Origin of the sequence: Paracoccus shanxieyensis (genome assembly GCF_009711265.1) — a bacterium.
Taxonomy (GTDB): Bacteria; Pseudomonadota; Alphaproteobacteria; order Rhodobacterales; family Rhodobacteraceae; genus Paracoccus; species Paracoccus shanxieyensis.
The window spans coordinates 64,484-85,614 of the sequence record NZ_WMII01000009.1 but is presented as its reverse complement, the minus strand read 5'-3'; the positions used below and the strand labels follow the sequence as shown (position 1 = coordinate 85,614).

20 protein-coding genes and 1 tRNA gene are annotated in these 21,131 nt (G+C 63.4%); 13 read left to right on the top strand and 8 right to left on the bottom strand.

What is annotated here, in order from left to right:
• Positions 1 to 57 precede the first annotated feature (57 nt).
• Positions 58 to 897: an inositol monophosphatase family protein gene (locus GL284_RS11090; protein WP_155044698.1), complete on the bottom strand. Its 840-nt coding sequence runs from the start codon at positions 895 to 897 to the stop codon at positions 58 to 60.
• Between the two features lie 82 nt (positions 898 to 979).
• Positions 980 to 1,339, bottom strand: coding sequence for a helix-turn-helix domain-containing protein (locus tag GL284_RS11085; protein WP_155044697.1), 360 nt, complete (start codon positions 1,337 to 1,339; stop codon positions 980 to 982).
• Positions 1,340 to 1,557: 218 nt separating this feature from the next.
• On the opposite strand from GL284_RS11085, the gene GL284_RS11080 reads away from it, so the two are divergent.
• The 3 genes from GL284_RS11080 to GL284_RS11070 all read left to right on the top strand — a co-directional run bounded on the left by GL284_RS11080 (position 1,558) and on the right by GL284_RS11070 (position 4,999).
• Positions 1,558 to 2,472, top strand: a complete 915-nt coding sequence (locus GL284_RS11080) for an NADPH:quinone oxidoreductase family protein (RefSeq protein ID WP_230383032.1) — start codon at positions 1,558 to 1,560, stop codon at positions 2,470 to 2,472.
• 123 nt (positions 2,473 to 2,595) lie between these two features.
• The gene (locus GL284_RS11075; RefSeq protein ID WP_155044696.1) at positions 2,596 to 3,366 is read left to right on the top strand and encodes a Bax inhibitor-1/YccA family protein; all 771 of its coding nucleotides are present in this window, start codon (positions 2,596 to 2,598) and stop codon (positions 3,364 to 3,366) included.
• 445 nt (positions 3,367 to 3,811) lie between these two features.
• Positions 3,812 to 4,999, top strand: a complete 1,188-nt coding sequence (locus GL284_RS11070) for a Hint domain-containing protein (RefSeq protein WP_155044695.1) — start codon at positions 3,812 to 3,814, stop codon at positions 4,997 to 4,999.
• Between the two features lie 42 nt (positions 5,000 to 5,041).
• Here the strand turns inward: GL284_RS11070 and GL284_RS11065 are convergent, their stop codons facing one another.
• From GL284_RS11065 to GL284_RS11045, 5 genes are all read right to left on the bottom strand, one after another.
• Positions 5,042 to 6,655, bottom strand: coding sequence for a hypothetical protein (locus GL284_RS11065; protein ID WP_155044694.1), 1,614 nt, complete (start codon positions 6,653 to 6,655; stop codon positions 5,042 to 5,044).
• 158 nt (positions 6,656 to 6,813) lie between these two features.
• A tRNA-Ile gene (locus GL284_RS11060) sits at positions 6,814 to 6,889 on the bottom strand.
• A gap of 119 nt (positions 6,890 to 7,008) precedes the next feature.
• Positions 7,009 to 7,977, bottom strand: coding sequence for a GGDEF domain-containing protein (locus tag GL284_RS11055; protein WP_155044693.1), 969 nt, complete (start codon positions 7,975 to 7,977; stop codon positions 7,009 to 7,011).
• Entirely contained in the window at positions 7,974 to 8,552 is a 579-nt protein-coding gene (locus GL284_RS11050) for a heme NO-binding domain-containing protein (protein ID WP_155044692.1), read from the bottom strand. Before GL284_RS11050 ends, GL284_RS11055 begins: the two co-directional genes overlap by 4 nt.
• Positions 8,553 to 8,555: 3 nt before the next feature.
• The gene (locus GL284_RS11045) at positions 8,556 to 10,697 is read right to left on the bottom strand and encodes a ComEC/Rec2 family competence protein (RefSeq protein ID WP_230383033.1); all 2,142 of its coding nucleotides are present in this window, start codon (positions 10,695 to 10,697) and stop codon (positions 8,556 to 8,558) included.
• 181 nt (positions 10,698 to 10,878) lie between these two features.
• Between GL284_RS11045 and gltX the strand changes: the two genes are divergently transcribed.
• From gltX to GL284_RS11030, 3 genes are all read left to right on the top strand, one after another.
• On the top strand, positions 10,879 to 12,285 hold the full coding sequence (gene gltX, locus GL284_RS11040; protein WP_155044691.1) for a glutamate--tRNA ligase: 1,407 nt from the start codon (positions 10,879 to 10,881) through the stop codon (positions 12,283 to 12,285).
• Between the two features lie 59 nt (positions 12,286 to 12,344).
• Entirely contained in the window at positions 12,345 to 13,637 is a 1,293-nt protein-coding gene (gene gltA, locus GL284_RS11035) for a citrate synthase (protein ID WP_155044690.1), read from the top strand.
• A gap of 159 nt (positions 13,638 to 13,796) precedes the next feature.
• Complete coding sequence (locus tag GL284_RS11030; RefSeq protein WP_155044689.1) at positions 13,797 to 14,450, top strand: SDR family NAD(P)-dependent oxidoreductase; 654 nt, start codon at positions 13,797 to 13,799, stop codon at positions 14,448 to 14,450.
• On the opposite strand, the gene GL284_RS11025 is transcribed toward GL284_RS11030, so the two are convergent.
• Entirely contained in the window at positions 14,447 to 15,880 is a 1,434-nt protein-coding gene (locus tag GL284_RS11025) for a cobyric acid synthase (RefSeq protein ID WP_155044688.1), read from the bottom strand. The two genes, GL284_RS11030 and GL284_RS11025, sit on opposite strands and share 4 nt — an antisense overlap.
• 54 nt (positions 15,881 to 15,934) lie before the next feature.
• Between GL284_RS11025 and secG the strand changes: the two genes are divergently transcribed.
• From secG to GL284_RS10995, 7 genes are all read left to right on the top strand, one after another.
• Positions 15,935 to 16,489 (top strand): preprotein translocase subunit SecG, encoded by a 555-nt coding sequence (gene secG, locus GL284_RS11020; protein ID WP_155044687.1) that lies wholly within the window; start codon positions 15,935 to 15,937, stop codon positions 16,487 to 16,489.
• A 149-nt stretch (positions 16,490 to 16,638) separates the two neighbouring features.
• Positions 16,639 to 18,282, top strand: coding sequence for a CTP synthase (locus tag GL284_RS11015; protein WP_155044686.1), 1,644 nt, complete (start codon positions 16,639 to 16,641; stop codon positions 18,280 to 18,282).
• A gap of 76 nt (positions 18,283 to 18,358) precedes the next feature.
• Positions 18,359 to 19,282 carry an FRG domain-containing protein gene (locus GL284_RS11010; RefSeq protein WP_196217074.1) on the top strand — a complete coding sequence of 308 codons (924 nt, stop codon included), beginning with the start codon at positions 18,359 to 18,361 and terminating at the stop codon, positions 19,280 to 19,282.
• The gene (locus tag GL284_RS21495) at positions 19,279 to 19,536 is read left to right on the top strand and encodes a hypothetical protein (RefSeq protein WP_230383034.1); all 258 of its coding nucleotides are present in this window, start codon (positions 19,279 to 19,281) and stop codon (positions 19,534 to 19,536) included. The genes GL284_RS11010 and GL284_RS21495 overlap by 4 nt, the downstream gene beginning before the upstream one ends.
• Before the next feature lie 3 nt (positions 19,537 to 19,539).
• Entirely contained in the window at positions 19,540 to 19,731 is a 192-nt protein-coding gene (locus GL284_RS21490; protein ID WP_230383035.1) for a hypothetical protein, read from the top strand.
• Between the two features lie 64 nt (positions 19,732 to 19,795).
• Complete coding sequence (gene ppk2, locus GL284_RS11000) at positions 19,796 to 20,704, top strand: polyphosphate kinase 2 (RefSeq protein ID WP_155044684.1); 909 nt, start codon at positions 19,796 to 19,798, stop codon at positions 20,702 to 20,704.
• A gap of 111 nt (positions 20,705 to 20,815) precedes the next feature.
• Positions 20,816 to 21,115, top strand: a complete 300-nt coding sequence (locus tag GL284_RS10995; protein ID WP_155044683.1) for a DUF1330 domain-containing protein — start codon at positions 20,816 to 20,818, stop codon at positions 21,113 to 21,115.
• Positions 21,116 to 21,131 lie beyond the last annotated feature (16 nt).

Genomic DNA, 21,131 nt, shown 5'->3' with positions numbered 1-21,131 from the left:
GGCAATCGTTCTTGGACCGCAGCTTACGCCGGGTCGTGGGCGGTCTCAATTACACGGCTACGATCCTGCCAGCAATTCCAAAGCCTGTGCATGAAGCGCAGGCGACGCTGCCGCGACAATTTGCCCACCGCCATGCGCCGCGCCGCCTTTCCAGTCAGTGACCACCCCGCCCGCGGCCTGCACCACGGCGATCGGCGCCATCACGTCATAGCTTTGCAGCCCGGCTTCGATCACCAGATCGACATGGCCCGCCGCCAGCAGCGCATAGGCATAGCAGTCCAGCCCATAGCGCGTCAGCCGCACCTGCCGCGCAACGCGGGTAAATGCCGCAAGCTCGTCGGCAGTGCCGACCTCGGGATAGGTGGTCATCAGCGTGGCCTGCGCCAGATCGACGCCCGTGCGGCAGGCCAGCGGCGTCTGCGCCTCGCGCCCGGTCAGCCGGGCGATGCCGAAGCCGCCCTCGAAGCGTTCACCCAGATGCGGCTGATCGACGATGCCATAGACCGGGCCGCTGTCACCTGCGACGCCGATCAGCACGCCCCAGCTGGGCGCACCGGCCATGAAGGCGCGCGTGCCGTCGATCGGGTCCAGAACCCATGTCAGGCCGCTGCTGCCGGGGGTGGCGCCATATTCCTCGCCCAGAATGGCATCCTGCGGGCGGCGCCGGGCCAGAATGGCGCGCATCGCACGCTCACTGGCGCGGTCGGCCTCGGTCACGGGGTCGAAGCCCTGCGCGGCCTTGTTGTCGGGGCGAAGTTCGGGGCTGCGGAACAGGCGCAGGGTTTCACCGCGCGCCGCATCCGCCAGAAGATGGGCCGTCTGCATGATATCGCTGGCGGTTTCCGCCGATATCACGGTTCCCGTGCGACCCCGGCCCTGTTCAAGATCCCGGTCCATGCCTGCCCCCGCAATCATCAATCGCGGTCAGACTTAGCCGGGAAGATCCGAAAGAGAAAGTCGTTTGCTGGCGCGGCCAAGCTCAGGCCGCGTCCGACAGCACCCGGGCCAGTTCAAAGATCTGGCGACGCTGCGCCTCGGGCATGGCGTAATAGGCGCGCACCAGTTGCAGCGCTTCCTTGTCGGCCAGAATATCGCCTTCGACCGCGTCATGAACCTGACCGTCTTCCAGACCCTCGAAGAAGAAGCTGACCGGCACATCGACAGCGCGCGCGATGTCCCAAAGCCGCGAGGCGGAAACCCGGTTCATGCCGGTTTCGTATTTCTGGATCTGCTGGAACTTGATGCCGACCTTTTCGGCCAGTTGCTGCTGCGTCATGCCGATCATCCAGCGGCGATGACGGATCCGTTTCCCGACATGAACGTCGACGTTATGCTTCATGTTAACACCTCACTCAATCCAAACGTGCGCTACACCAACAAAACGCAACTTTCGAGCTTCAAACTGCCCACTTGACGAAAAAGACAAGGTCTCTGACGGTCAGGCGGACAACCCGGACAAACACGCCCCGAGCGTTGCTGAAATCATATATGACAGGGGGGATGATGCCTGAATACCCGAAAGTGATGAGGTTGTCTGAAAAGGCAGTTTCGCCCGCGATGGGCGAGCATGACCCCGGCATGCCGCAACGCGGCGAAGTGCTGGTCAGGCTGCATGCCGCCGCGCTGAATTTTGCAGATCTGCTGATGCTTCAAGGCAGTTATCAGGACACGCCTCCGCGTCCCTTCATCCCGGGAATGGAGGGCTCGGGCGTGGTTCTTGCTGCGGGCGAAACGTCCGGCCTGCGCCCCGGCGCGCGGGTGCTGGTGCAGGCGCAGGGCACCATGGCGCAAAGCAATATCTTCCCCGCCGATGCCTGCCTGCCGATCCCCGACAGCATGAGCCATGAGGCCGCCGCAGGCTTTGCCATCGCCTATGGCACCAGCCATCTTGCCCTGACCCGGCGGGCGGCGCTGCAACCCGGCGAGACGCTGGCGGTGCTGGGGGCTGCGGGCGGTGTCGGGCTGACGGCGGTGGAAATCGGCGCGGCGCTGGGGGCGCGGGTCATCGCCGTCGCGCGCGGCGCGGACCGGCTGGCCGCCGCGCGCGATGCCGGGGCCGATCTGTGCATCGACAGCGACACCTGCCCCGATCTGAAGGCCGCGCTGCGGCAGGCGGGCGGCGTCGATGTGGTCTATGATCCGGTTGGCGATGCCCCCGGCGAGGCCGCCTTTGGCGCGCTGAATCGCGGCGGGCGCTTTCTGGTCATCGGCTTTGCCGCAGGACGGCCGCCGCGCCTGCCGCTGAACCATGCGCTGGTCAAGAACATCGCCATTCACGGCTTTTACTGGGGCGGCTATCGCAGCCTGAAACCTGCCTCGCTGCGCGACAGCCTGACCGAACTGCTGGCGATGTATGACGCGGGCAGGTTGCATCCGCATGTCGGCGCCACCCTGCCGCTTGAGCGCCTGCCCGAGGGCTATGATCTGTTGGCCAGCCGCAAGACCATCGGCAAAATCATCGTCACGATCTGAATTTTCCGTCATAGGGCGATGTTTTAACGTCCTGACGCATTGAAAGAATCGCTGCCTCTGACAATATATCGCACGATGGTGGGCCGATCCGGCCGCACCGCGATTTTCGACCGGGGAGAACCTATGCAAGATTACAATTCGATCCGCACGGCCGGGACCGCGACGCGCTCGGCCGAGGTGGATGAGGGCCTTCGCGCCTATATGACCAAGGTCTACAGCCTGATGGCTGTGGCCATGCTGGTAACGGCGGGCGCCGCCTGGGGCATCGCCGGTCTGGCGCTGTCCGATGTGCCCACCCCCTACCGTCTGGGTGCCACGAAATACCTGACCGAATTCGGTGCGACGCTGTATACCTCGCCGCTGAAATGGGTGGTGATGTTTGCGCCGCTGATCATGGTCTTTGCCTTCGGCGCGGCGCTGAAGCGCCTGTCGGTGCAAGGCGCGACCACGCTGTTCTACGCCTTCGCCGCGGTGATGGGCATCTCGATCAGCTGGATCTTCGTGTCGTTCACGTCCTATTCGATCGTGCAGACCTTCCTGGTCACCGCAATCGCCTTTGCCGGTCTGTCGCTTTACGGCTACACGACCAAGAAGGATCTGTCGGGCATGGGCACCTTCCTGATGATGGGCGTGATCGGCCTGATCGTGGCCTCGATCATCAACATCTTCCTGCAATCCAGCGCCATGCAGTTCGCCATCTCGGCGATCGGTGTGCTGATCTTCGCGGGCCTGACCGCCTTCGATACGCAGAACATCAAGAACACCTATATCGCGCTGGCGAATTCCGACCGGGACTTCCTTGGCAAAAGCGCCATCATGGGTGCGCTGCAGCTTTACCTGAACTTCCTGAACATGTTCATGTTCCTGCTGCAGTTCATGGGCAACCGCGAGTAATCGCGCCACATCCCGAAAACAGATTCGCGACAAAGGCCGGGCAAATGCCCGGCCTTTTACCATTCGTTCGCGCTGCGCCCCGCAGGCGATCCGCCGCGCCGCAATCAGGACAGGAAATTTCGCATTTTTCTGCGGACATGTTGTTCAAAACAGACACCAAAAATCCGCAAGCAATAACAATGTGATGACATGGTTAATAATCGTTAACCACCTCAAAACAAACGATTTAATACTGAACGGTTCAATTCTCGAACTTGCGTAAAAATTGAGTCTTTTTAGACAAACACACGTCGGCATCAGATCTGCCGATGCTGTTTCAGAACGTCAGCCGCAAGTGCAGAAAGATCCAAAAAAACGCCGTTTTGGCGAAGGACGCCGCTTGCGCTGATGTCTGTCGCAGCAAACCCGACGCTGCCCGCGGGCACGTCTGATAGCGAGTGTAAGAATGACATCTTCTGCATTTAACAATAACCCCGCCCCGGTCTCGGTGCTGGAGCACCCGATCTATCTGGGCAAGATGCCCGATATGGACCCGAACGAATGGTGGCCGGGCGCCGAAAAGGCCCGCGCGACGCTGGGCGGGACCACGCAGGGAAATTCCGGCCAGCCGCTTTACAAGAATGTCGTCGATCTGAACGTCTATGACGCCAACAAGGACGGCTACATCTTTGGCAATGACGGGCCGGGCTGGTTCGGCGAAACCGTCAAGCACGCGGCCACCGGCACGCCGGGCGCCTACAAGGTCGACACGTTCTTCATCGTCAAGGACGCCTCGGTCACCTTCCAGAATGCCGACGGCACGACGACGACCGAACAGGTCACCGTGCGCGTCATGCAGGATACCGGCGGCAACACCTTCCTGATGCCGCCCCCGAAAATCGCCCCGCAGGCCGAGATCGACGCCATGACCTCGCGGCCCATCGTGTCGGTCGAATTCCCGAAAGACGCCCACAATTACGACCTGTGGCATTTCGGCTTCCTGACCGACCGCACCGAGTTCAACCAGCACATCCCGTGCTTTGCCGCCGGAACGCTGATCGCGACCGAGACAGGGGATCTGCCGGTCGAAATGCTGGTCGAAGGCATGCGCATCGCCACGCTGGACAACGGGGCGCAGCAGCTGCGCTGGATCGGCAGCCGCAAGCTGGACGCCGCCACGCTGGAAGCCAATCCCAATCTGCGCCCGGTCCGCATCAGCGCGGGCGCGCTTGGCAATGGCCTGCCGCGGCGTGATCTGGTCGTGTCGCCGCAGCACCGCATTCTGGTGCGCTCGAAGATCGCGTCGAAAATGTTCGGCGCGTCCGAGGTGCTGGTCGCGGCCAAGCAATTGCTGCAGATCGAGGGTATCGACATCGCGACGGATCTGACCGAGGTGGAATATTTCCACTTCCTGTTCGACCGCCACGAGATCGTGCTGTCCGAAGGTGCCGCGACTGAATCGCTTTATACCGGGGCCGAGGCGCTGAAATCCGTCGGCGATGCGGCGCGCGAAGAAATCTTCGCGATCTTCCCCGAGCTGCGCGACATGTCCGAAGACACGCTGCCACAAAGCGCGCGGATCCTTGCATCGGGCCGCATGGGCCGCAAGCTGGCCGTGCGCCACGCCCAGCATGACAAGGCGCTGATCGACTGATCCGCCACGGGAAGGGCCGGCATCGACGCTGGCCCTTCCGCTTCAGGACGGGCGCTCATAGCTGCCGATGAAGCGATCTGCCCCCACGTCATCGCCTTGATGGTCGCGGTTCCACGCCTCGGCTGCGGCCCAACGCGGGTTTTCATCGCCCAGAAAGCGCTGCAAGCCCCAAAAGCCGTATTGCGAGCTGCCCGCGCATTCCACGAACATGTTGAACCCCTGCCCTCCGGCTGCGGTCCATTCCCGGAACGCCGCCTGATAGATCTGGCCCATTTCGGCGGAATAGTTGAAGCGGGTATAGAACTCCGACAGCGCGGCGTCCTGCTGCACCTCATGCGGCGGGATGATATGCGTGCCGCCCTCATACATGATCAGGTTCAGGCGGTATTTCCGTGCAATCGCCGCCTGATAATCCCAGACCGCGCGCAGGCTGGCGATGGTGCGGCCGCTTTCCGGCCAGCCGCCATGCAGGATCTGATCGCGCAGGGCCGTGCGCGCGCGCTCAGCCGGGCCCGCCAGCAAGGCCCGGACGCGCGCCACATTGTCGTCGCGGTCCATGCCGCCGTCGAAATAGCCCGACACCGCATAGGCGTCGAAATACGCATGCGGCGCCGCACGCCCCGGATTGTCCGCCCGCCAGTCCGGCGCCTCAAGGACCGGCCATTCCAGCCCCTGCCAATGCGTATGGGTCGAGATCACCTTGACGCAGGTCGCACGGTTCTGCGCATGGACCTGATCCAGAATGCGCGCCATTTCGACCGATCTTGCGGCATAGATCTGCATGAACCCGTCGCCCTGACCGGGCCAGAGTTGCCGCGCCTGTTCGATCGCCCAAAGGCTTTGGTCGAATTGCGAATTCCAGACCTCGTTGGAATATTCGTAATGCGCGCGCAGCCCGGCGCTCAGATAGGTCTGCACATATTCGGAAAATCGCCGGATATATTCGGGCTGGGCAAGATGCGGGATGTTGAACCACGGCTGGGCGCCGATGGCATTTGCCAGCCGCACCATCACCTCGACCGGCGCGCCGCGCCATGTGTAAAAGGCATCGGTCGGGCGGGGCCTATCCTGCCATGCCACCTGCCCCGAGTCGTTCGTCTGCATCCAGTCCATGAAGCGGATCAGCCGGTAATTTCGGATCGCGTCCAACCATTCGACGCGAAAGATATTGCCCGAATTATAGCGGCGGATATTGTCCTGCTGCACGATGCGAATGTCGCGGATCGGCCCGGCATCGACGCGCCGCACCCGAAGCTCCAGCAGACGGCCCGGCGCGGGGTCAAAATCGAAATCGAAGCGGTTCTTGCGCCGTTCGACGTTCTGGCCGCCGATCAGCTCGACCTCGCCCTCGCCCTCCCAGACGGCGATATAGCGCCCGGCCAGATCGCGCGCGCGGTGGTCCAGATCGGTCAGCAGGACGGTGCTGACGCCGTCCAGCCCGTGCGGGACGGCCCGCAGCCAGCCAAAGGCGTCGATGGCACCTGCCGCCTGCAACTGCGCAAAACTGACGGCCCCGAACGTGTCGCCGCGCCTGCCGCTCCACGGGCGCGCCATCTTGAAATGGTCCAGAAAAGGCTGGGCCGTGCTCCAATCCGCCAGACCGTTCAGCCCGACGGCCAGTGCGGGATCGGTCACGGTATCGGCAATCGGCTTCATCGGGCATCCGCAGGGCTGGGCCAGAGCGCCCAAGGCGGCCTCCGGCAGGTGCGCGCCGCGCTGTCAGGCGGCTTCTGGCGACGATTGGCCGGCAATGCGTCCCGCGGTTCGAAGCTGCGCGACGGACTGCCCGAAACCAACCGGGTTGTTCAGGAAGCTGGTAGGCGCGGAGGGATTTGAACCCCCAACCAAGGCGTTATGAGCGCCCTGCTCTGACCATTGAGCTACGCGCCCGCAACCCGGCTCTCGATACCGCATCGGCCTTGCGCGTGCAATCTGCGGATTGGTCCGCCGATCGGGCCTGCGCGGAGTGGTCGTGACTTGCCTTGCGTATCTGGCGGCGGTGGCATCTTTCAGACCTGCGGGACCGACAATGTGGCCCGCCCCCGTCCCTGTTCTTTCGCGGCATACAGCGCCGTGTCGGCATCGGCCAGCATCCGCACCGGATCGGCAATCTTGTAATCGCGCGACAGGCTGATGCCCATGCTGGCCGAGACGCGGCATTCGACGCCCGCCGCCGCGATGGGCTCCTCGATCCGGCGGATGATGCGTTTCGCTAGGTTCTGCAGATCGCCCGCGCAGGGGGGATTGATCAGCAAAAGCAGGAACTCATCCCCGCCCGAGCGGCCCAGCCGGTCGGTCGCCCGCGTCTCGTGGCGCAGGACGCGGGCAACGTGGCGCAGAACCTCATCGCCCGCGCCGTGGCCATGCAGATCGTTGACCTGCTTGAACAGATCAAGGTCCAGCTGCACCAGCGCAAAGGGCGTGGCCGTCGCGTTGCGCGCGGCCAGATCCAGCGCCGCCTCGAACCCACGCCGGTTCATCAACCCGGTCAGCGGATCGGTAATCGCCAGCGTCTGGGCCACTTCGCGGGCTTCCTCCAGCCGACGGTTGGCGCGGGCAAGTTCGCCCATGACCGCCTGATTGGCCTCATGCAGGAACAAGAACTCCATCGCCATGTCCGAGGGCGCGAAATCGGCATCGCTCAGCCCCAGCGCGCGGACGGCGCGGGCCAGCGCGATGCCAAAACCGAAATTCATCAGCGCGCCATCGCCACGAAGCTGGCCCTGCCCGCGCAAGGTGATCGCCGGATCGTCGCGCAGCCGCAAAAACAGCCGTTCACCACGGGCGATCCGCTGCATCAGCGCCGTCATCGCCGTCGCATCGGCGGGCATCCGGTCGATCAGGAAACAATCCTCGAACCGGCGTCCGGCCAGAATCCGGCGCAGGATACGACCGGCCGAGACGATGCCGCCGCCGCTGTCCAGTTCCAGATGCATCGGCATCAGGACATCAAGTTCGGTCATGGTATCGGTGGTCATGCGGCCTGTCCCGGCGGGTGGTCGGGCGCAAGGTCGAACGGGCGGCTGGCGGCATGTTCGACCAGCGCGATGCTGAGCGTGATGGTGCAGCCATCGACCGAAATCAGCGCCAGCGTGCCGTAATCGTCAGCCATGCCGCGCAAGGCCCCGGCAATGGCCCAGATCCAGCCGCGCGGCATGCCTTTCGCGCCGATCACATAATCGCCCATCTCATCCTGCGAGACCTGCAATTCCTCCAGCGCCAGATCCGGCAGGATCATGCGGGCCCGGCCCGGAAGCTCTTCCAGAGACAGGACGAAATCGCCGAAATCGCGTCCGCCAAAGCGCAGCAGGCGGCGGATCGGCTCGACCCGGACCAGCCACGCGCCCAGATCCTCAAGCAGTTCATGCACGGGCTTGCCCAGTGAGATGGCGGCCGCATTCAGAACGCGCGACGTGGCCCCCAGTTTCGGGCCGGACATGCTGAGAAACCCCTGCGGCTCGACCCGCGCGCGGCACAGCGTGTCGTTCCAGAAGGCGTTGCCATAGCTGGATTTCAGAAAGCTTTCGATCGCGTGGTTGATCATTCCGTCCATGGATCAATCCCTGCCCCTGTTGCGGCGCGCATCTGTCCAGTCGCGCGCACCCGAAGCGGTGCGGACCGTGACGATATTCAGCCCTGCCGGTGATGGGTTCAGCGCCACCGCGCCGCTGCGCCGCAGCCGGGCCGGATCCAGCACCAGACAGGGCGCATCCTTCGCGATGGGCAAATCGGTATTCGCCACAAGGATCGTATCCTTCCGGCACAGCGCCGCTGCGTTTTCGGCCCCGCGCTTGCCCGACAGATGGTGCAGCGTGACGGCGCGACCGCCAGCCTGCAGGACCGTCTGGCGGTGGTTCTCGGGCCCCTGCCACAACGGGCGCGCCGCAGCGGCGGTCTGATCGGCGCGGTCGCCATCTGCGTCCAGCCAGTTCGATACCGTGAAGCTGCCGCCCCTTGGACGCGACATCGCGCGGCCCTGCGCGGTCATGACGCCCACGGCGTCGCCCTCGGCCGAGATCAGCACCTGCGGGCGCGTGGCCATGCCCCAGATAACGGCCGCCGCCACAAGGCAGGCCATGCCAAGAAGGCGGTGCGGTGCGCTCAGCCGTGCCGCGTCGGGCGTGCCGCGCAGGCCCGCCAGCACCACCAGACACGCGCCGACCCCCAGCAGAGGCAGCACAGCCCCCGGCGGCGCGGGCAGATAGGCCACCGCACCGTTCAGACCGGCAACCCATTCCGCGATGAACAGCATCCACTTGGTCCCCAGCCCCATCAGCCACAGCGCGGGCTGCGCCATTCCCAGCGGCGCCAGTACCGCAGCGATCACCCCGGCGGGCATCACGATGGTGCCGACGACCGGCACCACCAGCAAATTCGCCAGGGTGCCATATTGCGACATGCGCCCGAAATGCGCGGCGGCAAAGGGCGTCGTCGCCAGCCCCGCCGCCACCGAGGCCAGGATCAGCATGGCCGCCGGTCTCAGCAAGGCGGGGACATGGTGCTGGACGCTTTGCCATGGCCGCTGCGACAGGATCAGCGCGACCGTGGCCGAAAAGCTCATCTGGAAACCGGCCGAGGTCATGCCTTCGGGCATATAGAAAAACAGCACCATGGCGGCCAGCGCGACGGTGCGCAGCGACACCGCGCGGCGGTCGGCGATGATGGCCAGCAGCATGACCGCGACCATGATGAAGGACCGCTCGGTCGCGACACCGCCACCCGAGATCCACAGATACAGCAGGGCCGCCAGCAACGCGACGCCCGCCGCCCATTTGTGCAGCCTTGTGCCCAGCGGCACGCCGCAAAGCTGGACGCCGACGCCCAGCAAGCGCACCGCCGCATAGACGAACCCGGCCAGCATCGTCATGTGCAGCCCCGAGATCGAGATGATGTGGTAAAGGCTGGAGGCGCGCATCACGTCATTCGTGGCCTCGGCAATGCCGGAACGGTCCCCCGTCATCAGCGCCGAAGCCACGGCCCCGGCCTGCCCGCCAATGCTGTCCATCATCGCCTGACTGATCCGCATCCGCAGCCGGTGCAGCGCCAGCATCCCACCCTCATGCGGGGGGGCCACGGTCAGCACCGGCACACGGGAATAGCCGACGGCCCCCAGCCCCTCGAACCAGGCCAGACGGCGAAAATCGAAACCGCCGGGCTCGGCCGGGCCATTGGGCGGGCCCAGATGCGCGGTGGTCATCACATGCTGACCCGGAACCGGCATCGGATCGGTCACGAACAGCGAGATCCGCACATGTCTTGGCGTTCTGTCGGGGGCCACGCGTTCCAGCACGACCTGATCCAGCGTCAGCCGCAGCCGATCCCCCGAGGAACGGTCGATTTCCACCACCCGCCCCTCGACCGCGCCATAATAGCGGAAATCCAGAATGGGTGCGGCAACCGACCACGACCTGAGGCCGATCAGCAGAAATCCCAGCGCAACCATAAAGATCGCGATTCCCCAGATGCGCAGCATATCGCCGCGATCCCAGCCGACATGACCAAGCCGCACCAGACGACCTGCACCAAGCGCCAGACAGATCGCCAGCACCGCCACGGCAGATGCGGCCAGATAATGCGCGGCCCCCGGCTGGGATCGCAGGGCGAACCACAGCCCGATGCCAAGCCCCATCCAGAAGGGCAGCCATGGCAGCATTCCGGCGCGCAGGGCGATCGGTGCGCGGCTGCGCGCAGGCGCCATCGTTCGGCCCTGTGCAGGGCGCGCGGCTGCGTAAGCCATGCCGCCATGTGCCACATCCGTCGCCAAAACTTGTCCTCGCCCCGCAGCTTGCGTATCTCTGTGCCCGAGATTGGCATGCCGGCCCTTTCAAAAGGATTAACGGCATCTGCATGAAACCCACATTTCTGGACTGTCTGGCCTGATGACCGAAAACCGCCCCGTCGTAACCCGCTTCGCCCCTTCGCCCACCGGCTATCTGCATATCGGCGGCGCGCGGACGGCGCTGTTCAACTGGCTTTACGCCCGTGGCCGGGGCGGAAAATTCCTGCTGCGGATCGAGGATACCGACCGCGCCCGATCCACTCCGGAAGCGACCGAGGCTATCCTGAAGGGCCTGACATGGCTGGGTCTGGACTGGGACGGCGCACCTGTCAGCCAGTTCGAGGGCCGCGACCGCCATGCCGAGGTCGCCCGCGAGATGCTGGCCAATGGCAGCGCCTATAAATGCTTTTCGACGCCCGAAGAGATCGAGGCCTTCCGCGAGACGGCGCGCGCCGAAGGCCGCTCGACGCTGTTTCTGTCGCCTTGGCGCGACGCCGATCCCGCGACCTATCCCGAGGCACCCTATGTCATCCGCCTGCGCGCCCCGCGCGAAGGGCAGACGGTGGTGCGCGATGCGGTGCAGGGCGATGTGACCTTTGGCAATGACCAGCTGGACGACATGATCCTGCTGCGCTCGGACGGCACGCCGACATATATGCACGCGGTGGTGGTGGACGATCACGACATGGGCGTGACGCATATCATCCGCGGCGACGACCATCTGACGAATGCCGCGCGCCAGCAGCAGGTCTATCAGGGCATGGGCTGGGACATTCCTGTCTTTGCCCACATCCCGCTGATTCACGGCACCGATGGCAAGAAACTTTCGAAACGTCACGGCGCGGTCGGGCTGCATGAATACGCAGCCGCAGGCTATCCCGCTGCGGCGATGCGGAATTATCTGGCACGGCTGGGCTGGAGCCATGGCGATGATGAGTTATTCGACGACGCGCAGGCCCTGGAATGGTTCGATCTGCCCGGCATTGGCAAGGCGCCTGCCCGGCTGGATTTCAAGAAACTGGAACATGTCAGCGGCTATCATATCGGCCAGATGCCGGATGAGGATCTGATGCAGGAGATTGCGGATTACCTTGGCGAAACCGGGCAAAACCCGCTAGGGCCGGTGCAGATCACGCGGTTGCAGGCGATTCTTCCGGTGCTGAAGGCCAAGGCCAAGACGCTGCCCGCCCTGCTGGAACAAGGCCATTTCGCGCTGACCGAACGCCCGGTGCAGATCGAGGAAAAGGCCCTGACCGCGCTGGATACGGTATCCCGTGGTATACTAGCCGAATTGACTGCCGCATTGCAGCATGATAGCTGGATCCGCGAGGACCTCGAGGCGGCCGCCAAGCTGATTGGCGAACGTCACGGGCTGGGACTTGGCAAGATCGCGGCGCCGCTTCGCGCCGCTTTGGCTGGCCGCAGCTCTACCCCGAGCGTATTCGATATGATGTTGGCGCTTGGCCGCGAGGAAACTCTGGCCCGGCTGCAGGATCAGGCGGGCTGATCGCCCGCGCCCCATCTTCCGGCGGCGCGCCGGAGACAGGTGTTAACAGGAGACTGGGAATGGCAGAAAGCAAATCCGCAAAACTGCTGGTCGAAGGCAAGGAAATCGAACTTCCGATCCTTAGCCCGACCGCAGGTCCGGATGTCATGGATATCCGCAAGCTTTATGGTCAGGCGGACGTGTTTACCTACGACCCCGGCTTCACCTCGACCGCATCCTGCGATTCGGCCATCACCTTCATTGATGGTGACAAGGGTGAGCTGTGGTATCGTGGCTACCCGATCGAGCAACTGGCCGATCAGTCGAACTATCTGGAAGTCTGCTACCTGCTGCTTTACGGCGAACTGCCGAGCGCGGCGCAGATGAAGGATTTCGAAACCCGCGTCACGCGCCACACCATGGTGCATGAGCAGATGCACAACTTCTTCCGCGGTTTCCGCCGGGACGCGCACCCGATGGCAACCATGGTGGGCGTTGTGGGTGCCATGTCGGCCTTCTACCACGATTCGACCGACATTTCGGATCCCGAACAGCGCGAGATCGCCTCGATCCGCCTGATCGCCAAGCTGCCGACGATCGCGGCCATGGCCTATAAATATTCGATCGGCCAGCCCTTCGTCTATCCGCGCAATGATCTGAGCTATGCGGCGAACTTCCTGCATATGTGCTTCTCGGTTCCGGCCGAGCAGTATCGCGTCGAGCCCGCTTTGGCGAAAGCCATGGACCGGATCATGACGCTGCATGCCGATCACGAACAGAACGCCTCGACCTCGACCGTGCGTCTGGCGGGCTCGTCGGGGGCGAACCCGTTTGCCTGTATCGCGGCGGGCATCGCCTGTCTGTGGGGTCCGGCGCATGGCGGTGCGAACCAGGCCTGTCTGGAAATGCTGCGCGAGATCGGGTCCGTGGACCGCATCCCGGAATATATCGCCCGCGCCAAGGACAAGGACGATCCGTTCCGCCTGATGGGCTTTGGCCACCGCGTCTACAAGAACTTCGACCCGCGTGCGAAGGTCATGAAGGAATCGGCGGACGAGGTTCTGGAACTGCTGGGCGTACAGGACAACCCGATCCTGCAGGTCGCCAAGGAGCTGGAGAAGATCGCGCTGGAGGACGATTATTTCGTCTCGAAGAAGCTTTATCCCAACGTCGATTTCTATTCGGGCATCATTCTGGAGGCCATGGGCTTCCCGACCTCGATGTTCACGCCGATCTTTGCGCTGTCGCGCACCGTCGGCTGGATCTCGCAGTGGAAAGAGATGATCGGCGATCCGCAGAACAAGATCGGCCGCCCGCGCCAGCTGTATGTCGGCGCGCCGCGTCGCGACTATACCGAGATGTCGAAACGCTGAGCGGCATTGACAAGATTGGACGGCCCCGCGATCTGCGGGGCCGTTTTCGTTGAGGGGCGCTGCCCCTCGCCGCCTTGCGGCGGCTCACCCCGGGGTATTTCGGGAAACAAGGATGCGGCAGGCTTGCCAAGACGCCCGGCCGGATGCCACATCAGCATCATGAGTGAGAAATCCAAGATCGCGCTGGTCACCGGCGCTTCGCGCGGCCTTGGCGCCGCATTGGCCGAGGGTCTGGCGGCGCGAGGGATGCATGTTCTGGCCGTGGCTCGCACGGTGGGCGCGCTGGAAGAGCTTGACGACCGCATCCGCCACGCGGGCGGCAGCGCCACGCTGGTTCCGCTGGATCTGGGCCAGTCCGCGCCGGTGCTGAAGCTGGCCGAGGCGGTATCCAGCCGCTGGGGCGGGCTGGATCTGTGGGTGCATTCTGCCGTGCATGCCGCGCCGCTGGCACCGGCGGGGCATATCGACGGCAAGGATTTCCAGAAATCAATCGATCTGAATGTCGTGGCACTGCGCGGCATGATCGGGCTGTTCGAGCCCCTGCTGCGGGCGCGTCAGGGCACGGCGCTGTTCTTTGACGATCCGCGTGCGGGCGAGAAGTTCTTTGGCAGCTATGGCGCCAGCAAGGCGGCGCAGATGGCGTTGCTGCGCAGTTGGCAGGCGGAATGCGCGCAGATCGGGCCGCGGGTCCGGATCGCCACGCCCGCGCCGATGCCCACCGCCACGCGTGCGCGGTTTTTCCCGGGCGAGGATCGCGGCACGCTGGTGCCCTGCCGGGACGAGGCCGAGCGGATTCTGGGCGAGCTGCTTTAGCGCGCCAGCCCGAGGATGCGGTCGATGTCCAGATGGGTTTCCAGATGTCTGGCCAGCCGGTCCAGCACGGCCTCGACCCCCGCCGCATAGTCCAGTGTGGATGAGCCGCCCAGCCGGGCCAGCCATGCGGCGCGAAAGCCGTTATCGGTAAAAATCCCGTGCAGATAGGTGCCCATGATCCGCCCGTCGGCGCTGATCGCGCCGTCTGGCTCGGGGATATTGGCGAAGGGGCGCTGGCTGTCGGGGCCGTGGCTGCGGCCCATATGGATCTCATATCCCTGAACCAGATGCCCCAGCGCCTGTCCATGGATGCGGGTCAGGCGCTTTTCGGCGGCCATGTGCGTGTCGATCTGCAAAAGGCCCAAGCCCGGATCGCTGCCCGGCGCGCCGTCATGTCCGTCCGGGTCGTGGATATGGCGTCCCAGCATCTGGTAGCCGCCGCAGATCCCCAGCACATGCCCGCCGCGCCGCACATGCGCGGCAAGGTCGATGTCCCAGCCCTGCGCCCGCAGAAAGGCCAGATCGCCGCGCGTCGATTTGCTGCCCGGCAGAATCACCAGATCGGCATCTCCCGGCAGCGCCCGCCCAGGCGGCACCATGGTCAGCCGCACGCCCGGCTCGGCCGCCAGGGGATCCAGATCGTCGAAATTGGCGATGCGCGATAGCATCGGGCAGGCGATGTGCAGCGCACCGCCCCCCGAGGCGCGGCGGAGATCGACCGCATCCTCGGCGGGCAGCAGGCTGGCATCGGCGAACCATGGCACCAGTCCCAGATCGGGCCAGCCGGTGCGCGCGGCAATGAAGGCGCGGCCCTGATCGAAAAGCGCCGGATCGCCGCGAAAGCGGTTCACGATGAAGCCTTGGATCATCGCGGCATCCTGCGGGTCGATCACCGCCTGCGTGCCGACGATCTGCGCGATGACGCCGCCCCGGTCGATATCGCCCGCCAGCACCACCGGCACATCTGCCGTGCGGGCAAAGCCCATATTGGCAATGTCGCAGGGGCGCAGGTTCACCTCGGCCGGGCTGCCGGCGCCTTCGACGATGATCAGATCGTGGCGGGCTTTCAGTTGCGCAAAGCTGTCCATGACCGCTGACATCAGCCCGGCCTTCAGCGCGCCGTAATCGGCCGCCGCCGCGCGCGTCACCGCCCGGCCCTGCACGATGACCTGCGCGGCCCGGTCGGTTTCGGGCTTCAGAAGCACCGGGTTCATATGCACCGAGGGTTCAAGCCCCGCCGCAAGCGCCTGCAGGGCCTGCGCGCGGCCGATCTCGCCGCCATCAGCGGTCACGGCGGCGTTGTTCGACATGTTCTGCGGCTTGAAGGGCGCAACCGACATGCCGCGCGCCCGCGCCGCCCGGCACAACCCCGCAACAAGAAGCGATTTTCCGACATTCGAGCCGGTTCCCTGAATCATCACCGCCCGCATGGAAGCCTCCGCTTGCCAATCCCGCCCTTGGTGACTAGATAGGCGCGTCGCTGAATGAAAGGCCCCGTGGTGGAAAACGTCGTCCTTACCGTGCATCTGATCCTTGCTGTCCTGCTGATCGGGGTCGTGCTGCTGCAACGGTCCGAAGGCGGCGGCCTTGGCATGGGCGGCGGTGGCGGCGGCGGAAACGGCGTCATGACCGGGCGTCAGGCGGCCAATGCGCTGACCCGGATCACCTGGGGTCTGGCCGTGGCCTTTCTGGTCACCTCGCTGGCACTGACGATCATTGCGGCGCGCAATGCCTCCAGCGGTTCGATCGTCGATCAGCTTGGTCTGGGCGGCAACGAACAACAGCCGACGACGACCCTGCCCGGCATCGGCGATTATGCGCCGCCTCCGGCTGCGGGCCAGCCTGTGCTGCCGCCGGTTCCGGGTGGCACTGCGGCACCGGCGACGACCGCGCCCGCGACCGATCAGAACAGCGGGCCGATCACGCCTTCGGCCCCCGCAGCGGAAGCACCCGCAACCGAAGCCCCGGCAACGCAAGCACCCGCGACCGAGGCCCCGGCGGCCGACGCGCCGGCAACCCCGGCACCTGCCCAGAACTGACACAACAAATAGGGGCGCCCATGGCGCCCTCTACGACAACTTGCGGTCCGTTGCGGCCACGGGGTTTATCGGTTATAACCCGAGTCCCGTGATGCCGGTCTTTTTTCGGGCCGCATTCGCTATTTCACGAACGGAATCACGGGGGCCAGATGGCGCGCTATATCTTCATCACCGGCGGTGTTGTTTCTTCCCTTGGCAAGGGTCTGGCATCGGCGGCGCTGGGTGCGCTGTTGCAGGCGCGCGGCTATACCGTCCGCCTGCGCAAGCTGGATCCCTATCTGAACGTCGATCCTGGCACCATGTCGCCCTTTGAACATGGCGAGGTCTTCGTGACCGATGACGGCGCGGAAACCGATCTGGATCTGGGCCATTATGAGCGTTTCACCGGGGTTTCGGCGCGCAAGACCGACTCGGTGTCCTCGGGGCGGATCTATTCCAACGTGCTGGAAAAGGAACGCAAGGGCGCCTATCTGGGCAAGACCATTCAGGTCATTCCGCACGTCACCAATGAAATCAAGGACTTCCTTGCCGTGGGCGAGGATGAGGTCGATTTCATGCTGTGCGAGATCGGCGGCACGGTCGGCGATATCGAGGGCCTGCCCTTCTTCGAGGCCATCCGCCAGTTTGCCCAAGACCGCCCGCGCGGGCGCTGCATCTTCATGCATCTGACGCTGCTGCCCTATCTGGCGGCCAGCGGAGAGCTGAAGACCAAGCCGACGCAGCATTCTGTGAAGGAATTGCGCTCGATCGGGTTGCAGCCCGATGTGCTGGTCTGCCGCAGCGAACAGCCGATCCCGGAAAAGGAACGCGCCAAGATCGCGCTGTTCTGCAACGTGCGGCCCGATGCGGTGATCCCGGCCTATGATCTGAAATCGATCTATGAGGCGCCCTTGGCCTATCACCGCGCCGGTCTGGATCAGGCGGTGCTGGATGCGTTCCAGATCAGCCCCGCACCGCGCCCCGACATGTCGCGCTGGGAAGACGTGATGGACCGGCTGAACAATGCCGAAGGCCAGATCAAGGTGGCCATCGTCGGCAAATACACCCAGCTTGAGGACGCCTATAAGTCGATTTCCGAGGCGCTGACCCATGGCGGCATGGCCAACCGCGTCCGCGTCAAGGCCGATTGGGTCGACAGCGAAAAGCTGGAGGGTCAGGGCACGCATCTGCTGGACGGCTATGACGGCATCATCGTTCCCGGCGGCTTTGGCGAACGCGGCACCGAAGGCATGGTCGCGACCGCGAAATATGCCCGCGAAAAGAAGGTGCCCTATCTGGGCATCTGTCTGGGCATGCAGATGGCCGTGATCGAGGCCGCGCGCAATCTGGCCGACATGCCCGATGCCGGTTCCGAGGAATTCGACCACGAGGCCGGCGAGACGCGCTTCACCCCGGTCGTCTATCACCTCAAGGAATGGGTGCAGGGCAATTACACCGTCCAGCGCAAGGTCACCGACGACAAGGGCGGCACCATGCGTCTGGGCGCCTATACCGCCGTGCTGGCGCCGGGCTCGAAGATCTCCGAGATCTATGACGGCGCGCTGGAGATCGAGGATCGCCACCGCCACCGCTATGAGGTCGACGGCAAATATCGTGACCAGCTTGAGGCGGCGGGTCTGTCCTTTTCGGGGATGTCGCCGGATGGCCGCCTGCCGGAAGTCGTCGAATATCGCGACCATCCGTGGTTCATCGGCGTGCAGTCGCATCCGGAACTGAAATCCAAACCCTTCCAGCCCGCGCCGCTGTTCGCAGGCTTCGTGCGCGCCGCGATGGAGAATGAGCGGCTTGTGTAACGCTAGCCCTCGCGAGGCCCCCACAATTTCTGGCGTTCAAGACCTTCTCAATCAGATACTGACTGAGAAAAATATCTTGGAAGCGGCTGGAGAAGTGGAGATGTTCTTTCGTGGGCACAGCAGCACTACATATGAGATGGAAGCTGGCATCTTCCGGAAGAGAGGGCACAAGATCAATGAAACGGAAATGCTATACAGCATTGAAGCTGAGGCTCCTAGCGAGTTTACTTCAGATCGCCTGACATTCGACAAACTTGTTCGCGCACAGCACTACGGGCTTCGAACTAGGTTGCTGGATATAACAACGAACCCCCTGATAGCTTTATACTTTGCCAGCGCGCCCGAGCCAGATAACTCGCCAAACTCAAAAGACGGGCATATACACATCCTGAAGCTACGCCGACCAGAAATAAAATACTTTGCCAGTGACACGGTAAGTTGCATTGCAAACCTCGCTTACCTTTCGCATGGCGAGAAGCAAGATTTAATATCAAATTTTGAATATTTAATCAAAGATCTATTTTCAAAACTATATGAAAATAATAATGTGGATCTAGATAATTCACAGCACGCACCAATAAATATAATCCGCGCAGCAAGGAATGATAAGCGCCTATACAACACTCTTATTCAGAGATTCAATGATCACAGCGCCACTCAGAGACTGGTTCAGTGCATAAGAGTCGAGAAGCCACACTTCACGAACCAAATAGACCCCGCCGATATCATAACTCCAACCATCACCCTCCCTCGAAAAAGCAATGCCAGGATTGCTGCGCAGGCCGGTGCTTTTATCACCTATGGGCTAAGATCTTTTTTCGACACGTCGAAAATATCATCAATGCCGGAAGGTCACGTTAAGTTGGTTGTATCTAAAGACTACAAAGAGAAAATTAGGCGTGAATTAGCCACTTTGGGAATTGACGCTGGAACTGTGTATCCAGAACTCAGTTTTACAGCGGAAAAAATCAATCAGAGGTTTGAATACGTCCCGCCATGACTCGCCTTGTCCTGATTTTTGCGCTTTGCGCCGGTCCCGCCCCGGCCGATGCGCCGCTGTTCCTGCTGGACCAGACCACGCTGCCCTTTGATCTGGGGCCGGGCGCGCCGCAGAACCAGCCCTCGCGGCAGGCGAATTCCCCGCATGCCGCAGCGAATTCAGCGGCAAGCCCGGCCAATTCCGGCTCGGCCTATGCCAATTCGCCGCGCAATCCGGCGAATGAAAAGCGGGTGATCTTTACTGCCGACGGGTAGGTCGTGGGCTATTACGCCCCCACGGCGACCGGCACGCTGAACCTGTTCGATCTGCAGGGCAAGCGCGTGCTCTATCGCCCGAAATCCAGCAAAAGCCTGTTTTCCGGCGATGGTCGCTGGTGCGGCACGGTCGCGGATGCCGATCAGGGCACGATGGCCTTCGGAATCATCCGGACCTGTGCCACGCTGTTCTGACCGTACGGATACGCAACTGTCACATCCTGACGCTAGATCGCGCGTAAACGCGCAGGAGATGCACATGCAGGACCAAGGCCCCAAGAACTGGCTGGAAGCCGAACTGGAAGACACGCTGGACGAGGATTATGAGATCGAGCTGGAAGATGCCGTGCTTTCGCAGGAAATCGCGCGCATCTACCGCGACGCGCATCCCAACCAGATGCCGCGCAACGATTATTTCCGTGAATTGCTGCGTCTGCAGTCGGAACTGATCAAGCTGCAGGATTGGGTCAGCTATCACAAGGAAAAGGTCGTGGTGCTGTTCGAGGGCCGCGACAGCGCCGGAAAGGGCGGCGCGATCAAGCGCATCACCCAGCGTCTGAACCCGCGCGTCTGCCGCGTGGTGGCCCTGCCCGCGCCCTCGGACCGCGAAAAGACGCAATGGTATTTCCAGCGCTATGTCCCGCACCTGCCTGCGGGCGGCGAAATCGTGCTGTTCGACCGCAGCTGGTATAACCGCGCGGGCGTCGAGCGTGTCATGGGCTTTGCGACCGAGCCGCAGGTCGAGGAATTCTTCCACGACGTGCCGGAATTTGAACGGATGCTGGTGCGCTCGGGGATCCGGGTGGTGAAATACTGGTTCTCGGTCACGGATGAGGAACAGCAGATGCGGTTCCTGATGCGCATTCATGATCCGATGAAGCAGTGGAAGCTGTCGCCGATGGACCTGCAATCTCGCGTCCGCTGGGAGGATTACACCAAGGCCAAAGAGGAAATGCTGGAACGCACCAACATTCCCGAAGCGCCGTGGTATGTCGTGCCGGGCAATGACAAGAAGCGCGCGCGGCTGAACTGCATCAGCCACCTGCTGAGCCTGATCCCCTATGAGCCGGTCCCGCATGATGAAATTACCCTGCCCGACCGCGTGTTCAACCCCGATTACGAACGCGACATCCTGCCGCCCGATCTGTATGTGCCGCAGAAATACTGACCGCGGGTAAGGCCGTCTGATCCGCCAATTGATCCCCGGTCATGGCTTGCCTTGGCCGGGGATCTGCGTTGAATGGGGCCTGTGAACGGGGTCCGTGAATGGGGGGATGCCATGCCGAAAGCCTATTGGATCGCACAGGTCTCGGTCGATGATCCGGATGCCTATGAGGCCTATCGGGCGGCCAACGCGGCGGCATTCGCAAAATACGGCGCCCGCTTTCTGGTGCGGGGCGCCGAACCCGATCTGCGCGAGGGCGAGATGCGCCCGCGCCTTGTCGTGATCGAATTTGCCGATCTGGACACCGCGCGCGCCTGCTACGACAGCCCGGAATATCAGGCGGCGCTGCGGCTGCGCCAGCCCTGCTCGACGGCGGATCTGGCCATCGTTCCGGGCTATGATCCGGAAAAGTGACGAATTCGTTATGACT

Bases quoted from the DNA above. Each gene is read 5' to 3' on its own strand.
- ppk2 (WP_155044684.1), top strand. From the start codon at position 19,796: ATGCAGGACCAAGGCCCCAAGAACTGGCTGGAAGCCGAACTGGAAGAC.
- GL284_RS11015 (WP_155044686.1), top strand. From the start codon at position 16,639: ATGGCGCGCTATATCTTCATCACCGGCGGTGTTGTTTCTTCCCTTGGC.
- GL284_RS11075 (WP_155044696.1), top strand. From the start codon at position 2,596: ATGCAAGATTACAATTCGATCCGCACGGCCGGGACCGCGACGCGCTCG.
- GL284_RS11055 (WP_155044693.1), bottom strand. From the start codon at position 7,977: ATGACCACCGATACCATGACCGAACTTGATGTCCTGATGCCGATGCAT.
- GL284_RS21495 (WP_230383034.1), top strand. From the start codon at position 19,279: ATGACTCGCCTTGTCCTGATTTTTGCGCTTTGCGCCGGTCCCGCCCCG.
- GL284_RS10995 (WP_155044683.1), top strand. From the start codon at position 20,816: ATGCCGAAAGCCTATTGGATCGCACAGGTCTCGGTCGATGATCCGGAT.
- GL284_RS11045 (WP_230383033.1), bottom strand. From the start codon at position 10,697: ATGGCGCCTGCGCGCAGCCGCGCACCGATCGCCCTGCGCGCCGGAATG.
- gltA (WP_155044690.1), top strand. From the start codon at position 12,345: ATGGCAGAAAGCAAATCCGCAAAACTGCTGGTCGAAGGCAAGGAAATC.
- GL284_RS11025 (WP_155044688.1), bottom strand. From the start codon at position 15,880: ATGCGGGCGGTGATGATTCAGGGAACCGGCTCGAATGTCGGAAAATCG.
- GL284_RS11070 (WP_155044695.1), top strand. From the start codon at position 3,812: ATGACATCTTCTGCATTTAACAATAACCCCGCCCCGGTCTCGGTGCTG.
- GL284_RS11080 (WP_230383032.1), top strand. From the start codon at position 1,558: ATGGGCGAGCATGACCCCGGCATGCCGCAACGCGGCGAAGTGCTGGTC.
- GL284_RS11050 (WP_155044692.1), bottom strand. From the start codon at position 8,552: ATGGACGGAATGATCAACCACGCGATCGAAAGCTTTCTGAAATCCAGC.
- gltX (WP_155044691.1), top strand. From the start codon at position 10,879: ATGACCGAAAACCGCCCCGTCGTAACCCGCTTCGCCCCTTCGCCCACC.
- GL284_RS11030 (WP_155044689.1), top strand. From the start codon at position 13,797: ATGAGTGAGAAATCCAAGATCGCGCTGGTCACCGGCGCTTCGCGCGGC.
- secG (WP_155044687.1), top strand. From the start codon at position 15,935: ATGAAAGGCCCCGTGGTGGAAAACGTCGTCCTTACCGTGCATCTGATC.
- GL284_RS11065 (WP_155044694.1), bottom strand. From the start codon at position 6,655: ATGAAGCCGATTGCCGATACCGTGACCGATCCCGCACTGGCCGTCGGG.
- GL284_RS11090 (WP_155044698.1), bottom strand. From the start codon at position 897: ATGGACCGGGATCTTGAACAGGGCCGGGGTCGCACGGGAACCGTGATA.
- GL284_RS11085 (WP_155044697.1), bottom strand. From the start codon at position 1,339: ATGAAGCATAACGTCGACGTTCATGTCGGGAAACGGATCCGTCATCGC.